The sequence below is a fragment of the Microlunatus sp. GCM10028923 genome (genome assembly GCF_042666975.1).
Lineage (GTDB): Bacteria > Actinomycetota > Actinomycetes > Propionibacteriales > Propionibacteriaceae > Microlunatus.
Map to the genome: position 1 here is coordinate 76,597 of NZ_JBHTFF010000021.1, position 17,487 is coordinate 94,083.

The 17,487-nt window shown below is 66.6% G+C and carries 15 protein-coding genes and 1 tRNA gene; 13 read left to right on the top strand and 3 right to left on the bottom strand.

Annotated elements, in window-relative coordinates; all coding sequences use genetic code 11:
• Positions 1–60: 60 nt before the first annotated feature.
• The 5 genes from glp (at position 61) to ACFQU4_RS34800 (ending at position 3,990) form a co-directional block, all read left to right on the top strand.
• A complete protein-coding gene (gene glp / locus ACFQU4_RS34780) occupies positions 61–1,383 on the top strand; it encodes a gephyrin-like molybdotransferase Glp (protein ID WP_377501158.1) in 1,323 nt (440 codons plus the stop codon).
• Positions 1,373–1,876: a cyclic pyranopterin monophosphate synthase MoaC gene (gene moaC, locus ACFQU4_RS34785; protein ID WP_377501160.1), complete on the top strand. Its 504-nt coding sequence runs from the start codon at positions 1,373–1,375 to the stop codon at positions 1,874–1,876. The genes glp and moaC overlap by 11 nt, the downstream gene beginning before the upstream one ends.
• Entirely contained in the window at positions 1,873–2,373 is a 501-nt protein-coding gene (locus ACFQU4_RS34790) for a molybdenum cofactor biosynthesis protein B (protein WP_377501162.1), read from the top strand. The genes moaC and ACFQU4_RS34790 overlap by 4 nt, the downstream gene beginning before the upstream one ends.
• The gene (locus ACFQU4_RS34795; protein ID WP_377501164.1) at positions 2,327–3,121 is read left to right on the top strand and encodes a GNAT family N-acetyltransferase; all 795 of its coding nucleotides are present in this window, start codon (positions 2,327–2,329) and stop codon (positions 3,119–3,121) included. Before ACFQU4_RS34790 ends, ACFQU4_RS34795 begins: the two co-directional genes overlap by 47 nt.
• 89 nt (positions 3,122–3,210) lie before the next feature.
• Positions 3,211–3,990: a hypothetical protein gene (locus tag ACFQU4_RS34800; RefSeq protein ID WP_377501166.1), complete on the top strand. Its 780-nt coding sequence runs from the start codon at positions 3,211–3,213 to the stop codon at positions 3,988–3,990.
• 4 nt (positions 3,991–3,994) lie between these two features.
• Here ACFQU4_RS34800 and ACFQU4_RS34805 read toward each other — a convergent pair whose 3' ends face one another.
• Positions 3,995–4,660 carry an HNH endonuclease family protein gene (locus tag ACFQU4_RS34805; protein WP_377501168.1) on the bottom strand — a complete coding sequence of 222 codons (666 nt, stop codon included), beginning with the start codon at positions 4,658–4,660 and terminating at the stop codon, positions 3,995–3,997.
• A gap of 168 nt (positions 4,661–4,828) precedes the next feature.
• Here ACFQU4_RS34805 and ACFQU4_RS34810 point away from each other — a divergent pair.
• Positions 4,829–4,901: transfer RNA gene (locus ACFQU4_RS34810), tRNA-Ala, on the top strand.
• A gap of 165 nt (positions 4,902–5,066) precedes the next feature.
• Here ACFQU4_RS34810 and ACFQU4_RS34815 read toward each other — a convergent pair.
• A complete protein-coding gene (locus ACFQU4_RS34815; RefSeq protein WP_377501170.1) occupies positions 5,067–5,816 on the bottom strand; it encodes a sulfite exporter TauE/SafE family protein in 750 nt (249 codons plus the stop codon).
• 85 nt (positions 5,817–5,901) lie between these two features.
• On the opposite strand from ACFQU4_RS34815, the gene ACFQU4_RS34820 reads away from it, so the two are divergent.
• The 7 genes from ACFQU4_RS34820 (at position 5,902) to ACFQU4_RS34850 (ending at position 16,302) form a co-directional block, all read left to right on the top strand.
• Positions 5,902–7,521 (top strand): alpha-amylase family glycosyl hydrolase, encoded by a 1,620-nt coding sequence (locus ACFQU4_RS34820; protein WP_377501172.1) that lies wholly within the window; start codon positions 5,902–5,904, stop codon positions 7,519–7,521.
• Positions 7,518–8,177, top strand: coding sequence for a Crp/Fnr family transcriptional regulator (locus ACFQU4_RS34825; RefSeq protein ID WP_377501174.1), 660 nt, complete (start codon positions 7,518–7,520; stop codon positions 8,175–8,177). Before ACFQU4_RS34820 ends, ACFQU4_RS34825 begins: the two co-directional genes overlap by 4 nt.
• 192 nt (positions 8,178–8,369) lie before the next feature.
• The gene (locus ACFQU4_RS34830; protein WP_377501176.1) at positions 8,370–10,115 is read left to right on the top strand and encodes an N-6 DNA methylase; all 1,746 of its coding nucleotides are present in this window, start codon (positions 8,370–8,372) and stop codon (positions 10,113–10,115) included.
• Between the two features lie 62 nt (positions 10,116–10,177).
• Positions 10,178–11,389: a restriction endonuclease subunit S gene (locus ACFQU4_RS34835; protein ID WP_377501178.1), complete on the top strand. Its 1,212-nt coding sequence runs from the start codon at positions 10,178–10,180 to the stop codon at positions 11,387–11,389.
• Positions 11,389–11,754 (top strand): hypothetical protein, encoded by a 366-nt coding sequence (locus tag ACFQU4_RS34840; RefSeq protein ID WP_377501180.1) that lies wholly within the window; start codon positions 11,389–11,391, stop codon positions 11,752–11,754. Before ACFQU4_RS34835 ends, ACFQU4_RS34840 begins: the two co-directional genes overlap by 1 nt.
• A gap of 25 nt (positions 11,755–11,779) precedes the next feature.
• Positions 11,780–14,914 (top strand): type I restriction endonuclease subunit R, encoded by a 3,135-nt coding sequence (locus tag ACFQU4_RS34845; protein WP_377501182.1) that lies wholly within the window; start codon positions 11,780–11,782, stop codon positions 14,912–14,914.
• A gap of 80 nt (positions 14,915–14,994) precedes the next feature.
• Positions 14,995–16,302 carry a DUF6884 domain-containing protein gene (locus tag ACFQU4_RS34850; RefSeq protein ID WP_377501184.1) on the top strand — a complete coding sequence of 436 codons (1,308 nt, stop codon included), beginning with the start codon at positions 14,995–14,997 and terminating at the stop codon, positions 16,300–16,302.
• On the opposite strand, the gene ACFQU4_RS34855 is transcribed toward ACFQU4_RS34850, so the two are convergent.
• On the bottom strand, positions 16,299–17,474 hold the full coding sequence (locus tag ACFQU4_RS34855) for a GTP-binding protein (RefSeq protein ID WP_377501186.1): 1,176 nt from the start codon (positions 17,472–17,474) through the stop codon (positions 16,299–16,301). The genes ACFQU4_RS34850 and ACFQU4_RS34855 overlap by 4 nt on opposite strands.
• Positions 17,475–17,487: the final 13 nt, after the last annotated feature.

Consider the following 17,487-nt stretch of genomic DNA (forward strand, 5'->3'; position numbering starts at 1 on the left):
ACCGACCAACCGTCAGATTCTGCCCGGAACGCCGCGGGGGACACCACTAGTGTGTCGTCCATGCCTTTGTTCGGTCGGAAGAGGAAGGACGAACCGGAGTTCGTCGCCGAGCCACCGGCCCCGCTCGCCGAACCGCCCCAGGTCGACGAGAACGGGTTGCGGTCGATGGCGGACCACCGCGACTACCTGCTCAGTCAGGTGGAGGAGCTGCCGCCGTTCGGCCAGCAGTTGCTCGACGCGGTCGGGCTCAGCCTGTGCGAGGACATCGTCACCACGATCAGCCTGCCCGGCTTCGACAATTCGGCGATGGACGGCTACGCGGTACGGGCCGGGGACGTCGCCGCCGCGAGCGATCACCGGCCGGTGACCCTGCCGGTGGTCGGCGAGGTAGCCGCCGGCGAGGCCGCCCGGCATCCGCTGTCGCCGGGCACCGCGATGAAGATCATGACCGGCGCGCCGCTGCCCGAGCAGGCCGACGCCGTCGTCCCGTACGAGAGCACCGACCGGGGCGCCGACGACGTCCGGGTGTACGAGCCGACCAGCCGCGGCCGGCACATCCGGCGGACCGGCGAGGACGTCTCCGCGGGCGAACTCGTCCTGGCCGCCGGCGACCGGCTGGACCCCCGCCGGATCGGGCTGCTCGGGGCGATCGGCAAGGACAAGGTGCTGGTACGGCCCCGGCCGCGGGTCGTCGTGCTGGCCACCGGATCGGAACTGGTCGACCCGGGCCTGGACCTGCCCAGCGAGCAGCACATCTACGACTCCAACTCGTTCCTGCTGGCCGCGGCCGCGAAGGCCGCCGGCGCGCAGGTGTTCCGGGTCGGGCTGGTCGGCGACGACCCGGACCAGGTCCGGCAGGTGATCTCGGACCAGCTGATCCGGGCCGACCTGCTGCTCACCTCGGGCGGCGTGAGCCAGGGTGATCACGACGTGGTGAAACAGGTGATGCCGGACCTCGGCTCCTGCGACTTCGCCCAGGTCGCGATGCAGCCCGGCAAGCCGCAGGGCTTCGGCCTGATCGGCGACGACCGGACGCCGATGATCATGGTGCCGGGCAACCCGGTCAGCGCCTTCGTGTCCTTCGAGACCTTCGTCCGGCCGGTGATCCGCAAGCTGATGGGGGCGACCCCGTACTCGCGGCCGGTGCTGCGGTGCCGGGCGGCCAAGACGATCAGCGGCACCTTCGGCCGGATGAACTTCGCCCGCGGCGTCGTCACGTTCGATGCCGACGGCGGCTACCAGGTCGAGCTGGCCGGCGGGCACGGCTCGCATCTGATCGGCGACCTGTCCCGGGCCAACGCGCTGGTGATCATTCCGCGGGAGGTCGAGGAGATCCCGGCCGGCCACGAGGTCGACGTCTGGTTGCTCGACGATGACCAGTGAGCCGTCACCGTCCGGGCTGACCCACCTGAACGCGGCCGGCGACGCCCGGATGGTCGACGTGTCGGACAAGCCGGTCACGGCGCGGAGCGCGACCGCGGCCGGGCTGGTCCGGCTCAGCCCGACGGCCGTCGCCACGCTGCGGGACGGCGCGGTGCCCAAGGGTGACGCGCTCGCGGTGGCCCGGATCGCCGGAATCCAAGGGGCCAAGCGGACTCCGGACCTGATCCCGCTCTGCCATCCGCTGGCGATCAGCGGCGTCGACGTGGACTGCGCGATCATCGACGAGGGCGTACGGATCACGGCGACGGTCCGCACCACGGACCGCACCGGGGTCGAGATGGAGGCCCTCACCGCCGTCGCGGTCGCCGGGCTGACCATGATCGACATGATCAAGGCGATCGACCGGGACGCCATGATCACCGACGTCGCGGTGCTGGCCAAGGAAGGCGGGCGCAGCGGGAGGTACGTCCGGGCGGAGCCGGACCCGACATGACCACGCAGGCGCCGCAGGCGGCGGTGATCACGGTGTCCACCCGGGCCGCCGCCGGCGTGTACGAGGACCGGTCGGGACCGGTGATCGCGGACGCGCTGGGCGAACTGGGCTTCGAGGTCGCCGGCCCCTACCTGGTGCCGGACGGTGACCCGGTCGGCGCGATGCTGCGGGAACTGCTCGACAGCGGTCGGCTCGACGTGGTGATCACCACCGGCGGCACCGGGCTCAGCCCGACCGACCGGACGCCGGAACAGACCCGGCCGCTGCTCACCGCGGAACTCCCGCAGCTGGCCGCCGCGATCGCGCGCTACGGCGTCGACCACGGCGTCCCGTCGGCCGTGCTGAGCCGCGGCCTGGCCGGCGTCGCGGAACGGACCATGATCATCAATCTGCCGGGATCCAGCGGCGGAGCGCGGGACGGGATGGCCGTTCTGAAGGAGGTGCTGCCGCATGCCGTCAGCCAACTACGGGGTGCCGACCACGGCGGGGCCGCCTGAGATGTCCGCCGACACGAGCGCGTCCGGGGACCAGGGCGGCCGGCCCGAGACCGGGCCGCCCGGACCGGCCCTCGAATGGCCGCAGCCGGCCGGACCGTCGATCCTGCAGCGGCACCGCTGGCCGGTGTCGCTGAGCCACGGCCCGGTGCTGCTGCGGCCGATGCGGCTGCGCGACCAGGCCGCCTGGGACCGGGTCCGCCGGGCCAACCAGGCCTGGCTGAAGCCGTGGGACGCGACCCGGCCGCCCGGGGCGGAGGACCGGCCGACCTCGTACGGGGCGCTGGTGCGGATGCTGCAGCGGCAGGCCCGCCAGGGCCGGATGCTGCCCTGGTTCGTCTGCTACGACTTCTCGGCCGAACGGGCCGCGGAGGGACGGCGGCCGACCGGCGGCCCGCAGCTCGCCGGTCAGCTGACCGTGAGCGGCATCGTCGGCGGCTCCGCGTCCTGCGGCCAGATCGGCTACTGGATCGATCAGCGGCTGGCCGGCCGGGGCATCATCCCGACCGCCGTGGCGCTCGCCACCGACTACTGCTTCACGGTGATGCGGCTGCACCGGATCGAGATCGCGATCCGGCCGGAGAACGAACGCAGCCTGCGGGTGGTGCAGAAACTGGGGTTCCGGCCGGAGGGTCTGCGGCCGCGTTATCTCCACATCGACGGGGATTGGCGTGATCATCTCGTCTTCGCGCTGAACGCCGAAGAGGTGCCGGAGGGCATGCTCAACCGCTGGCAGGCCGGCCGGAAATGATCTTGATCACGTACCCCCGCGGCACGATACTTCGCGACACACCGCCGCAGGTCGGACCTCGAGCAGGCTTCTGACCGTAACGTCACCTTGTGGGTACGACCGGGATCATCTTCGGCGCCATCGCGGTGGCGTGGTTGATCTATCTCGTCCCCATGTTCGTCCGCCGGGACGACGCGCCCGAGGTCGACGAGGAGGACCCGGCCAACCGGTTCTCGGATTCGATCCGGATCATCCGGCAGGGCATGGCCCCGCTGCTCGACCAGGACCTCGCCGAGATTCCGTCGGTCGAGGTGTCCACCCCGCTGACCCGCCGCGCCGCGATCGCCGACCTGCGCCGCCTGGAACGGCTGGCCGCGCGCCGCCGGCTCCGGATGCTGGTGCTGCTGATGATGATCACCTCCGCGGTCGTCTCGGTCTGCGCGTTCGGGTTGATCCCGTGGTGGTCGGTGGCGATCCCCGGCGGCCTGCTGGTCGGCTTCGTCGTCGTCGCCCGGATCAGCGTCCGCGGCATGCGGCGCGACCTCGACTCCCGGTTCCAGACGATCCGCCGCGGCAGCGACGAGCACACCATCTTCCTCAGCCCGAAGCAGGCCCGGACCCCGGACGAGAAGACCGGTTCGATCGCGCTCGGCGACACCGCCCAGCCCGGCAAGCCCGGCGGGCTGTGGGACCCGGTGCCGATCACGATGCCCACGTACGTGTCCAAGCCGCTCGCGCCGCGCACCGTACGCACCATCGACCTGTCCAGCCCCGACGTCACCAGCTCGGGGCGTCAGGCCGTACCCGTCACGGCCGATGCGCCGACGAGGAAGAAGGCCAAGGCCGACAAGAACGACGGCGACGGCGACCGTCGCGCAGCCTCGGCCTAGGGCGCTAGACCACCGTCACGGTGATCGTCGAGTTCTCGCAGCCGCCGGCCAGCTCCTTCAGCGCCGACTTCTCCGTGGAATCGACCGCAAGGCTCCAGCGGATCTTCACCGCGACGAACTCGCGCAGATAGCGGCACTGCTGCTCCTCGGGCAGCCACTCCGCCGGATCCTGGTCGCCCTTGGCCTGGTTCACCGAGTCCGTCACGCCGACCAGGGTCCGGTGGTCGCCCAGGTCGTTCGCGTACGACTCCCGCCGGCTCGCCGACCAGTCGTAGGCGCCGGAATCCCAGGCCTCCGCCAGCGGCACCATGTGGTCGATGTCGATGTCCGAGGTCTGGGTGTGCGAGGCGCCGTCATAGTACGAATACCAGCGGCCGCCGCTCAGCGAGCAGCCGGAACCCACCGTCGGCGCATCGTCGGCCTCCTCGATCAGCACCTCGTCGCGGGCGTCGCAGCCGTCGCCGTCGGCGTCGACCCAGTGATTGAACTTGTCCCGGTCATAGCCGTCACGCTGCTCTGTGGCGACGTCCAGGTGGTCGATCGCCTCGCTCAGCGGGGCCGAATAGCTGGCCGCGGCGGAGGCCGGGCCGGTCGTCAGGAAGGTCGTCGCGGCCAGCGTGAGCAGGGCGGCGACGGCGGAGATCAGGGGGCGTACGCGGGTCTGGCTCATGGCAAGACACCTCTCGTGCGGGGTCACGGACACGTCCTCTCCGTCCACCCAACCGCACCCCGGCCTCAGGTGGCAACGAACGGGAAGCGACGCGGACGTGAACCGGTTCGAAGCACGGCGCCGCTGATGATAAAGTCTGCGTGCTGGTTGCGGCCCGAGGCCGTACCCGGGGCTATAGCTCAGTTGGTAGAGCGTCGCGTTCGCAATGCGAAGGTCAGGGGTTCGAATCCCCTTAGCTCCACGCGGCGGCCGATCCTGTTCGGTGGCCTAGCGGCCACCTTCGCGGGGGCCGCTTTGTGTTTGTTGGGGGACCGAGTCCCCCAAACCCCCTGCGTTCCTATCGGCGGCGATTCTGCGGGGTTGGGTTCCTGCGGGTTACGTTTCTGGGTTGCGTCTGCGTCTGCGGTTACGTACTCAGGGCGATCAGGAGTGGGACGAGGGCTGCTGCGGCGGTGGTGAGGGCTAGCAGCAGGGCCGTGGTGACGGCTCGGCGGTGGGCCTTCTCGCTCATCTTGGAGAAGGCGTAGCGGCCCAGGAGGAAACCCGCGGCTGCGGCCGGAAGGCAGAGGGGGAGGCCTTCGGGAGGGCGCCAGGAGCCGGCGATGATCATGGTCGCGACGCTGACCGGCAGCCGGAGCAGCGACAGGGTGATCAACGTGTCGCGTTGTTGCCAGCGGTCGGGGATGCGGTGGGCCAGGTAGACCGCCAGTGGTGGGCCGGCCAGGGTGGTCGAGGTGTTGAGCAGGCCGGAGGAGAGGCCGGCGATGGCGGCGGCCGGACCGTGGCTGAGCCGGGACCGGAACCGGCCGCCGATCAAGCGCTGCAGGACCACGGCCAGAATGATCATGATCATGGCGAACTTCAGGTACGGGGCCGGCAGCACGGCCAGGGCGATCGCACCGAGCGCGAGGCCGGGCAGGCTCCACAGGAAGAGCCGGAACACCTCCGCCCAGGCCGGTGCCGGACGGCGGCCGCCGAGCGCGAACAGCCCGACATCGACCAGCAGACCGGAGATCATGATCAACGAGACGGCCTCGGCCGGGCCGAGCAACCAGGCCAGGATCGGCGCGCTCACGATCGCGTACCCGAAACCGGTGCAGGCCTGGATGACGGCGCTCGCGAGCAGGACGATCGCAACGACGACGACCGGATCCACGACGGCACCGTAGGCAGAGCCTTACCTCGCCGTCTGTATCCGCGGATACAGACCGCCCGGCCGGCCGGAACCTAGGCTGCCCGCCGTGCCCGACGAACGCCCCTGGTGGCAGACCGCCGTCTTCTATCAGCTCTATCCGCGTTCCTTCGCCGACTCCGACGGTGACGGCGTCGGCGACCTGGCCGGCGCGATCCGGAAGCTGCCCCACCTGCGCCGGCTCGGCGTCGACGCCGTCTGGATCTGCCCGTTCTACCCGTCACCGCAACGCGACTTCGGCTACGACGTCACCGATCACCGGGGCGTCGATCCCGTCTTCGGTACGGTCGCGGACGCCGAACGGCTGATCCGTACCGCCCACGACCTCGGCCTCCGGGTCGTGATCGACTTCATCCCGAACCACACCTCCGACGAGCACCCGTGGTTCGTCGAGTCCCGTGATCATGCCGACGGTCCGAAGCGGGACTGGTACTACTGGCGGGACGGCTCGGCCGGGCGGCCGCCGACCAACTGGCTGTCGCTCTTCGGCGGCTCCGCCTGGACCTGGGACGCCGGCAGGCGGCAGTACTACCTGCACAGCTATCTCGAGGAACAGCCGGACCTCAATTGGCGCAACCCCGCGGTGCGGACGGCGATGTACGACGTGCTCCGCTGCTGGCTCGACCGCGGCGTCGACGGCTTCCGGATCGACGCCTTTCGCCAGCTGCTCAAGGATCCGCAGTGGCGGGACAACCCGGTGAACCCGGACTGGCCGGCCGACGGCGATCCGTACCACCGCCTGATCCCGCTCCGGTCCACCGATCAGGACGACATCGTCATGATCATCGGCGAGCTGCGTGACCTGCTCCGTGATCATCCGCGGCCGCCCGGCGGCTGCCGCCCCGACGATCGCGTCCTGCTGGCGGAGGCGTACCTGCCCATCCCGAAGCTGGTCCGCTACCACGGGACCAACGGTGACGGGCTGCAGTTGCCGTCCAACATGAACCTGCTCAGTTGCCCGTGGCAGCCGCGCGCCGTCGCCGCTCTCGTCGAGGAGTACGAGGAGCTGCTGCCACCCGGCGCCTGGCCCAACTGGGTCCTCGGGAACCATGATCGTTCTCGGGTCGCCACCCGGCTCGGCCATGATCAACAACGGATCGCGGCCCTGCTGCTGCTCACCCTGCGCGGCACGCCGATCCTCTACTACGGCGAGGAACTGGGCCTGCCGGACGTCCACGTACCCGCGGATCGGGTCCGCGACCCGGTGGCGCTGCGGACCGGCCGGACCTGGCTCGGCCGAGATCCGGCCCGGATGCCGATGCCCTGGACCCGCGCCGCCCGAGCCGGCTTCTGCGCCGAGGACGTCGAGCCGTGGCTGCCGATGCGTCCCGACTCCGCCGAGCTCAGCGTGGAGTCCCAGCAGGACGACCCGGCGTCGATGCTGACCCTCTATCGCCGGATCCTCGAACTCCGCCGTACCGTGCCGGCCCTGTCCGCCGGCAACTACGCCACCCTGCAGGCCGACGACCGGCTGCTCAGCTTCCGTCGCGGCCACCAGACCGGCGACGCGGTCGTGGCCCTGAACTTCTCGGACCACCCCACCCGGTACGACCTCCCGCCCGACCGGTTCTGGCAGCTCGAGCTGACCAGCCAGGACGGCGCCGCGAGCCGGATCCTGCGGCCGCACGAGGGCCACCTGCTGCTGTCCGGGCAGAATAAGAAGGTGTGACCAGCACCCGACCGGACCAGGAACCACGCGACCTCGACCTCCGCCGGATCCCCCTCTTCGCCGGTCTTCCCGAACCGGCCCTCGCCCTCGTCGCCGCCCGGACCGTGGTGACCACCGTCCCGGCCGGCACGGTCCTGGCCCTCGAGGGGTCACTGAGCGACCCGCTGCACATCGTCGAGCACGGACGGGTCGCCGCCTCCCGTACCTCGCCGGCGGGACGTCATGCCCGGGTCCGGGTCGACGATCCGCCGGTGGCGATCGACAAGGCGACAGCGCTGGCCGGGACCGAGCACCACTACACCTGGACCACACTGAGCCGCTGCCGGATCCGTCGGCTGCCGCGCCGGCTCTTCCTGCAGCTGGTCGAGACCGAGCCGTCGGTCGCCCTGCAGACCGCCCGCCATCTCGCCACCCAGTCCAATCAGGCCCGCGGCGACTTCCTGGACGCCGTCGTCCACGATCCGCTGAACCGGACCCTGCGCCGCCTCACCGAACTCGCCGACGCCGACGGGGTCGCCGCCCTGGCCGACGGCCAGCAGGGTCTCGCCGACGAACTCGGGCTGTCCCGGATCACCGTGAACCGGACCCTGCAGCAGCTGGTGCGCCGGGGCGACATCCTCCTCACCCGTGGCCGCGTCGAACTCCTCCGCTGGTAGCGCGTCGCGATCGCCATGCGAAGGGTCGCTGGGCCAACGGCTCACACATCTCAAGGGTTCATGCGGTTGTCAGACTTCGAGCTGGACTGAACGGCGCCACGCCTTTCGTGCCAACACACTGTTGCGTAACCCAGGACTTCGCGGATTCTGTGGGGCAAGATGGCCCCGCCGGCCGATCCAGTAAGGAACTTCGTGAGCACCCTCGGAACATTCATCTGGTCGATCGCGGACCAGCTCCGCGGACCGTACCGTCCCAACCAGTACGGGACAGTCATCCTGCCGCTCACGATCCTGCGGCGTCTCGACTGCATCCTCGAGCCGGACCGGGAGGCCGTCCGCAAGCTGGCCGCGAAGCACGAGAATCCGAATCGTCTCAAGGTTGCGGTCAGGAAGCTCACCGGCCGGGACTTCTACAACACCTCCAACTACTCGTTCGCCAACCTGCTGGCCGACGCGGACGGACTCGCGGACAACCTCGCCGACTACATCGACCGGTTCTCCGATGACGTCGACGTGTTCGAGTACTTCGACTTCAAGAAGGAGATCCTGGCCCTGGAGAAGGCTGGCCTGCTGCGCGAGATCGTCAAAGCCTTCGGCGCTGTTGATCTTCATCCGTCGGTGGTGTCGAACTCCGACATGGGTGATGCCTTCGAATACATCATCCGCAAGTTCAACGAGGCTGCGAACGAGACCTCCGGTGATCACTACACACCCCGAGATGCCATCCGGCTGCTGGTCGACCTGCTGTTCGCCGAGAAGGATGCCGACCTGTACGAGGACGGCATCGTACGGTCGCTGTATGACCCGACGGCCGGGACCGGCGGCATGCTCTCGCTGGCCGAGGAACACCTGCTCGACCAGAACCCCGACGCGAAGCTGTCTCTGTACGGCCAGGAATACAACCCTCAGTCGTACGCGATCTGCAAGTCCGACCTGATTGCGAAGGGCAACAACGCGTCGAACATCGAGTTCGGCAACACGCTCACAGCCGACGCGTTCAAGGGGCGCCAGTTCGACTACTGCATGTCCAATCCGCCGTACGGCGTGGACTGGAAGCAATACGCGACGGACGTCCAGAAGGAGCGCGACGAAGCCGGCCCTTACGGTCGCTTCGCGCCCGGTCTGCCATCGACCTCGGACGGTCAGATGCTCTTCCTGCTGCATCTTGTCCACAAGATGCGGCCTCCCGAAGATGGTGGCGGCCGCGTCGGAATCGTCATGAACGGCTCTCCACTCTTCAACGGCGCCGCCGAGTCCGGTCCATCAAACATCCGCAGGCACCTTCTGGAAAATGATCTTGTCGAGGCGATCGTCGCGCTGCCCACGAACATGTTCTTCAACACGGGCATCGCCACCTACATCTGGATCCTCGACAACACCAAGCACCCCGACCGCAAGGGCAAGGTGCAGTTGATCGACGGGACGTCGTTCTGGACCAAGATGCGTAGGAACCTCGGGTCCAAGGGCCGAGAGATCAGCGACGAGGACCGCGCCAATGTCGTGCGCCTGTACACGGAATTCGAGGATGCAGACCCTGACTTTTCGAAAGTATTGAGGAATGACGATTTCGGATACTGGATCATCACGGTTGAACGTCCACTGCTGGATGACGACGGCGAGCCAATCGTTGATCGCAAAGGTAAGCCGAAGCCTGACTCGAAGAAGCGCGACACCGAAAACGTCCCCTTCAACTACAACGGTTCGGCCGGTGGTGCGAACGGTGAACTCGAGGTCATTCAGGCATACTTCGATGCCGAGGTAAAGCCGCACGTCGAAGACGCGTGGCTCGACTGGTCCAAGATCAAGATCGGCTACGAGATCCCCTTTGCACGCCACTTTTACAAGTACATCCCGCCGAGGTCTCTTGCGGAGATCGACGCTGACCTGGAGAAGCAGGTCGCGAAGATCCTCGACTTGCTGCGCGAGGTGGAACAATGACTCTCGCATATCTTGATCTTGTCCCGGCGTGGGCTTCAGCAATGCCGCCTAGATGGCGCTGGATGCGAAACAAGGAGCTTCTGGTCGAAGTCCAAGATCTCTCCGTCGACGGATCCGAGGAACTTCTAAGTGTCTCGCATCTTACCGGCGTCGGACCTCGATCGGATAAGAACGTGACGATGACTGCGGCAGAGAGCCTCGACGGCTATCGAGTGGTAGAGCCGGGCGATCTTGTGATCAACACCATGTGGGCATGGATGGGTGCATTAGGTATCACCAAGCAAACAGGCATTGTGAGTCCCGCCTACGGTGTCTACCGGTCACGTCCAGCGGCTCCGTTCGAACCAAGGTTCTACGACTACCTCTATCGTTCACCTACATACGTGATGGAAATGACGCGAGTGTCCCGTGGGATTTGGTCATCCCGCCTCCGTATTTACCCTGAGGTTTTCCTTCGGATGGCGGTTCCGGTGCCAACCCTGGACGAACAGATCGCCATCGCCGACTACCTCGACCGCGAGACCGCCCGCATCGACACGCTCATCGAGGAGCAGCAGCAGTTGATCGAGTTGCTCTGCGAGCGGCGGGCTACTGCGATCGCGCAGGCAGCGACGCAGGGAATCGACCACGCACCTCTCATTGAAAGCGGAAACGCATTTCTCGGAGCGGTCCCTGCTCACTGGATAGTCAGTCGCTTCAGTCGTGAGATGGAGGTGAACGGCGGTCAAGTCGATCCTCGTGATTATCCCTGGGTGGACATGGTTCTTGTTGCGCCAAACCATATCGAGGCCGGGACTGGACGGATCATTGGTCGAGAATCTGCTCGGGAACAGGGTGCGGATAGCGGAAAATATGTTGCCAAGGCGGGCCAAATTCTCTACTCGAAGATCAGACCGGCGCTGAACAAAGTTACGCTGGCTACTGAGGACTGCCTGACGAGTGCAGATATGTATGCCATGTCGAGTCGCCACGGTGACGATCATCGTTATCTGATGTACTTTCTCCTGGCTCGTCCATTCCACACGTTTGCGACACTCACCTCACTGCGAGTGAAGATGCCTAAGATCAACCGCGAGGAGTTGGGAGAGGCACCGTTCCTGCGTCCGCCGACTGAGGAACAGCGCCGCATAGCGGCATATCTCGATAATCAAACCGCGAAGCTCGACGTACTGATCACCGAGACCGAGCGGTTCATCGAACTCGCTCGCGAGCGCCGATCGGCGTTGATCACCGCCGCGGTCACCGGTCAGATCGACGTCCGCGGAGCTGCCTGATGCTGCTGGCGTTCGTGGATGAGTCCGACCACGGCGACTTCCACTGCTTCGGCGCCGTGCTGGCCGACGAGTCGGCGACGAAGGGCCTCACCGACCAGCTCAACGCGCTGATGGCGCAGGCGAACGTCGACTACGGGGTTCCGGCCACGACCGATTTCCATGCGCATTCGATGTTCCACGGCAAGGAAGCCTGGGAGACGGTCGGGCGGCGTGCGCGCGCCAACCTGCACGAGAAGGTCGTTGACGCGATCTACGGATCCGCGGTGACGCACAACAGCCCCGCACTCGGCGGGGCTGAAGGCCATGCGGGCGGCAGTGCTGCGGCCTGCGTGGCCAAGCTACCACGGCCTCATCTGGGTGTGTAGCGTCCATGGAACGGGAGGTTCGCTGATGGCAGATCACAACGAAGTCGTCTTCGAGACCGAGATCTGCCGGCACCTGGAGGATCACGGCTGGCTGTACTCGGCGAACGATGACGGCTACGACCGGGAGCGGGCGCTGTTCCCGGAGGACCTGTTCGCGTGGCTGCAGGAGACACAGAATCCGGCTTATGTGAAGGCTCTGCGGGCGGCCGGGTCGGAGGCGAAGTTCCTGGATGTGCTCACGTCGGCGCTGGACAAGCCGCTCGAGCATGGCGGCGGGACGCTGAACATCTTGCGGAACGGCGTGCAGTACATCGGCGGCGGACGACTGAAGCTCGCCCAGTTTCGTCCCGAGACGACGCTGAACGCGACGACGAATGCCGAATACGCGGCGATGCGGGTCCGCGTGATGCGACAGGTACATTTCTCGACATCGGACACACGCAGCATCGATCTGGTGTTCTTCGTCAACGGCGTCCCTGTCGCGACCGTCGAACTGAAGACCGACTTCACCCAGTCCCTGGACGAGGCGATCAACCAGTACAAGAAGGACCGTAACCCGCTGACGAACGGCCGCGCTGAGCCGCTGCTGTCGTTCGGTCACCGGGCCCTCGTTCACTTCGCGGTCTCCAATGATCTTGCTGCGATGACCACCAGACTCGAAGGGGAGAAGACCCACTTCCTGCCGTTCAACACGGGATTCGATGACGGCGCGGGGAATCCTCCCGGCGAGGACGGACGATCCACGACCGCGTACCTGTGGGAGCGGGTTTGGGAGAAGCACGCCTGGCTCAACATCATCGGCCGCTTGATGATCGTGGAGACCAAGGAGGAATGGGACGTCAGCACCGGTACCTCAGTTCGCCGGACCAGCATGCTCTTCCCGAGGTTCCATCAGTGGGAGGCCGTCACCAAGATCGTGGCCACGGTCGCCGAGGAAGGAGTGGGGCAGCGCTATCTGATCGAGCACTCCGCCGGGTCCGGGAAGACGAACACCATCGCCTGGACCGCGCATCGGCTCGCCCGACTGCACGTCGACAACAGGAAGATCTTCGACTCGGTCATCGTGGTCGTGGACCGAACGGTGCTCGATTCCCAGCTGCAGGACGCAATCCGTCAGATCGACGGCACGGGCAAGATCGTCGCCACGATCAGTCCCGAGGACGTCCGCAAGGCCGGCGCAAAGTCGAAGTCCGGCCTGCTCGCCCAGGCGCTGAAGAACGGCGAGTTGATCATCGCGGTGACGGTGCAGACCTTCCCGTTCGCACTCGAGGAGATCCGGGCCGACTCCGCTCTGAAGGGCAAACGGTTCGCGGTCATCGCCGACGAGGCTCATTCATCCCAGTCCGGTCAGATCTCCTCGAAGCTCAAGCAGGTCCTCACGGTGGAGGAGCTCAAGGAGATCGAGGACGGCGGCGAGGTCGACGTCGAAACGATCTTGGCGTCGGAGATGACCGAGCGAGCCGAGTCAGCGAACATCTCGTACTTCGCGTTCACAGCGACTCCGAAGAACAAGACCCTTGAACTGTTCGGGCGCAAGGGCCCCGACGGGAAGCCGGTCGAATTCCACCTGTACTCGATGAAGCAGGCGATCGAGGAGGGCTACATCCTCGATGTGCTGAAGGGCTACCAGTCCTACGACACAGCCTTGAAGATCGCTGGCAACGCGGCGTCTGGTGACAGCGGCGAGGTCGAGGAAGCCGCTGCACGTAAGGGCTTGATGCGCTGGGTCAAACTGCACCCGACGAACATCGGCCAGAAGGTGCAGATCATCGTCGAGCACTTCCACACCAACGTTGCGCACCTCCTGGAGAGCAAGGCGAAGGCGATGGTCGTCACCGACTCCCGCAAGGCGGCCGTGAAGTACAAGAAGGCGATCGACGCCTACATCGCCAAGCGCGTGGCCGTGGACGCGTCGTACGACTACAGGACCCTGGTCGCGTTCTCCGGAGCTGTGACCATGGCCGAGGGCGAGGAATGGGGCAAGGACTGGGGGCCGGCGCCGAGCATCGGCGACGAGTTCACCGAAGGCAACTTGAACCCTGGCGCCGGTGCTGATCTTGCTGCGGCGTTCAAGGGCGACACGTACCAGCTCATGATCGTCGCCAACAAGTTCCAGACCGGGTTCGACCAGCCGCTGCTCTCGGCGATGTACGTCGACAAGAAGCTGTCCGGGGTTACCGCCGTGCAGACCCTGTCCCGGCTCAACCGCACCCACCGGGCGGCCGGCGGGGAGCAGAAGCGCAAGACATTCGTGATCGACTTCGTGAACAAGCCCGAGGACATCAGGACGTCCTTCGAGCCCTACTTCAAGAACGCCACCCTGGAGACCGAGACCGACCCGTACGTCGTCATCCATCTCGCCACCAAGCTCGCTCAGGCCGGGATCTACAGCGAAGCTCAGGTTCGCAAGGTGGCCGAACTGTGGGTCACCCGAAAGGGCAACAACGCACTCTCGGCGGCGATCAGTCCGGCACAGCACGACTTCGGCCGACGGTACGCCAGGGCGATCGAAGAAGACGACAAGGTCACCCTCAACACCCTCGACCTGTTCCGCAAGGACGTCTCCACCTACGTCCGGCTCTACGACTTCATGAGCCAGATCGTCGACTACGGCGATCCGTACATGGAGATGCTCTCAATCTTCCTGCGTCTTCTGGAGAAGGTGATCGCCGAGTCTGCCTGGGCAGCGGAGGTCGATCTCTCCGACGTCGTTCTCGTCGGGGTGCGACACAGCAAGGCGACCGCTGTCGACATCAGCCTGACTGGCACCGGTGAGCTGAAAGGCATCAGCGGGGCTGGAACCGGCACGAGGAAGGAGCCGAAGTACGTCGCGCTGCAGGTGGTGATCGACAAGATGAACGATCTCTTCGGGGCCGAGTCGTTCGCGGAGTCCCAGATCCGGGAGTTCGTGCAGGGGCTCGTCGACCGACTGCTCGTCAACACGGAGTTGATCAAGCAGACCAAGGCGAACTCGAAGAAGCAGTTCATCGAATCCCAGGACTTTCAGGACGCGGTGACGGAAGCTGTTGCTGAGAACCAGAACGCTCACAACATCATGGCGGACTACTTCTTCACCGACAGCCCAAGGCTCAAAGGACTACTCGTCGATCTCGCGAACGCGTTCTACGAGGCCGCGATAGATCAGCCCGCCAACAACTGAGTGGCATCGACATCACCCGGGGCCTGCAGCTTCCTCCGTGGCGCAGGGATGATCATGATGGCACGAGAGAGTAGACCAAGATGGTCACGATCACCTTCACGCTTGCCGGCCGGCCGTTCGAGCTGTCCGACGATGAGGTACGAGCGCAGATCGCGCAGCACCGGCCAGAACCGATCCATCAGTACTGGGTGGAGATCGACGGCGCTCGCTGGCCCGTGAATCAGGTGATGGCTCTCGCGACCGGTCTCGCTGTGGCGGAGTTTCAGTCGCCGAACTGTCGCCGGTTGCTCGCGAAGCTCGGCTTCACGATCGGCAAGGGACAGGCGACCTTGCCGCCGATACCGCAACGGGAGCCTGCGGGGGATCCAGGAGTCGCCGCTCGGCGGAGTGAGCCTGCCCCCGCGGCGGACGCCGATGTCATCTTCGTCGGGTGTGTGAAGCGAAAGCGCGCTGAACGCGCGCTGGCCAAGGACCTGTACACCTCCGACTACTTCCTGAAGATGCGGACCTACGCAGAGAATTCGGGAAAGCCCTGGTACATCCTGTCGGCTAAGCATGGCCTCGTCAGCCCTGAGGAATGGCTCGAGCCGTACGACTGCTATCTGCCGGACATGACTCGCGACTATCGACGCGGGTGGGGACAGAAAGTCGCGTCACAACTGGAGTCAGCCGTCGGGTCACTCGCTGGCGTCGTCGTGGACATACACGCGGGATCGGTCTATGTCGAGTCAGTCCAGAGCGCGCTCGACTCTCTGGGCGCGGTCGTGACCGACCAGCTGAGAGGACTGTCTCTCGGTCGTCGACAGTCGTGGTATCTGCAGGAAATACTTCGTTCTGACGTTGTGACCGGCCTCTGCGATGGGTCGCGAGCCATTCCGCTGAAGGATTTCATGACATCGAGAGGTGAGGGCTTTAGATACCCAGGCCTGTACAGCTGGTGGGTCGACGACGTGGGAGCCGCCGATCTGACGTCGGGACTGAACCACGAGGTCGATGCCGGTCTGATCTACGCAGGCCTTGCCGGGGCGACTCGATCTGATGGGTCCAGCTCGTCGAGCACGCTGTGGGGGCGGATCGCCTTGATGCACCTGGGCAAGCGTCACGAGTACTCGACGCTACGCCGAAGCCTTGGATCCATCCTTGCGAAGGTGCATGGGTTGTCCGCCATCGACGAGGTTCAACTCTCGGGCTGGATGTACGCCCACCTCCGCGTCGTGGCGGTCCCAGTGACTGACGTCGAGACCCTGGGGCGCCTCGAGTCAACGATCCTCACAGAGATCGATCCACCTCTGAACTTGGACAAAGTCACCAAGACGCCACTTCGACGACAACTCTCGTCCTTGCGGCGGCCATTCGCAGGTGGGAAGGCGAGTAGACGACCCAGCTAGGAGCGAAGATCAAGGGTGGCCGGATGGGCGTGGCCGAAGGATTCGCTGAGGTGGAGGGGATCGGGTAGCCGGCGCCAGGACTCCGGGCCGCGCCAGTACTCCTCGTCGGTCAGTTCACACTGCGCCAGCAGGGCGTCGATCCGGGTCGGGCGGAGGTTCTCGCCGGTGAAGGCGAGCCAGCAGCCGCGGTCGCCGAGCTCGGGATCCCAGTTGAGGATGCCCTCCGTGTCCATCGTGCCGGAGGAACGTTCCGGGCGGTCGGCCAGCCACGGGCCACCGTTGCACAGGCTGAGCTGGGGGCCGATGCTGGTCCAGGCGACCTTGCGGTCGGGGACCGAGGACACCCAGGCGCGGCCGCGGCTCCAGCTGCAGTCCTTGATGATCGCGCCGAGGGCCCGCTTCAGTCGGACCGGATGCAGCGGGCGGCGGGTGTGCGCCAGGTGGGTACGGATCCGGCCGCGGCCGTCGTCGTGGGCGACCGCCACCGAACCCGGTGCGGTACGCCAGCCGACCTCGACCGGGTCGTAACCGGTGCGGGCCGGATCGGCCGGCGGCAGGATCGCCGGGCCGGTCCCGAGCATGGTGGCCCAGCCGTGCGGTGCGATCTGCCGGGCCAGCTCGAGGCCGAGTACGAAGTCGGCGGTCGAGCCGGGACTGCCGACCAGGACGTAACAGTCGCTGAACAGGAGCTCCTCGATCAGGAAGCCGCCGCACGCCTGGTCGCCGTGGCCGATCCGGATCCCGCGGCTGGACAGCGGCTCGGCCGTCCGCAGGACCGCGGGCAGAGTGACCGGGTCGAGGGCGGTGATCAGGGAGCCGAGCTCGATCCGTTCCTGGACCACCGGATGCAGCGACCGGAGGGCGTCCAGCACCACCCAGCCGGGGACGGCCGGCGGCAGGACGACCAGCAGGCCCGCAGCCCAGCTGGCGGCCGAGTACTCGCCGAGGACGTGCGCCAGGTCGGTCAGCACCGTGCACGGGACACAGCGTTGCCCGCAGTGCAGGGCGGCCGAGTCGATCCCGCCCTGGCCGTCGCCGAACGAGCGGACCAGGCGGTCCTGCCCGTCCCTCCGATAGTCGAGCGTCGGCAGCCCGGTCCCGGCCAGGCGTTCCCGGGCCACGGCCACGGGCTCTTCGTCCAGGCCGGTCAGGACGACGATCCGCACGGTCACCGACTCTCCTCGC

Bases quoted from the DNA above. Each gene is read 5' to 3' on its own strand.
- glp (WP_377501158.1), top strand. From the start codon at position 61: ATGCCTTTGTTCGGTCGGAAGAGGAAGGACGAACCGGAGTTCGTCGCC.
- moaC (WP_377501160.1), top strand. From the start codon at position 1,373: ATGACCAGTGAGCCGTCACCGTCCGGGCTGACCCACCTGAACGCGGCC.
- ACFQU4_RS34790 (WP_377501162.1), top strand. From the start codon at position 1,873: ATGACCACGCAGGCGCCGCAGGCGGCGGTGATCACGGTGTCCACCCGG.
- ACFQU4_RS34795 (WP_377501164.1), top strand. From the start codon at position 2,327: ATGCCGTCAGCCAACTACGGGGTGCCGACCACGGCGGGGCCGCCTGAG.
- ACFQU4_RS34805 (WP_377501168.1), bottom strand. From the start codon at position 4,660: ATGAGCCAGACCCGCGTACGCCCCCTGATCTCCGCCGTCGCCGCCCTG.
- ACFQU4_RS34835 (WP_377501178.1), top strand. From the start codon at position 10,178: ATGCGAAACAAGGAGCTTCTGGTCGAAGTCCAAGATCTCTCCGTCGAC.
- ACFQU4_RS34840 (WP_377501180.1), top strand. From the start codon at position 11,389: ATGCTGCTGGCGTTCGTGGATGAGTCCGACCACGGCGACTTCCACTGC.
- ACFQU4_RS34845 (WP_377501182.1), top strand. From the start codon at position 11,780: ATGGCAGATCACAACGAAGTCGTCTTCGAGACCGAGATCTGCCGGCAC.
- ACFQU4_RS34850 (WP_377501184.1), top strand. From the start codon at position 14,995: ATGGTCACGATCACCTTCACGCTTGCCGGCCGGCCGTTCGAGCTGTCC.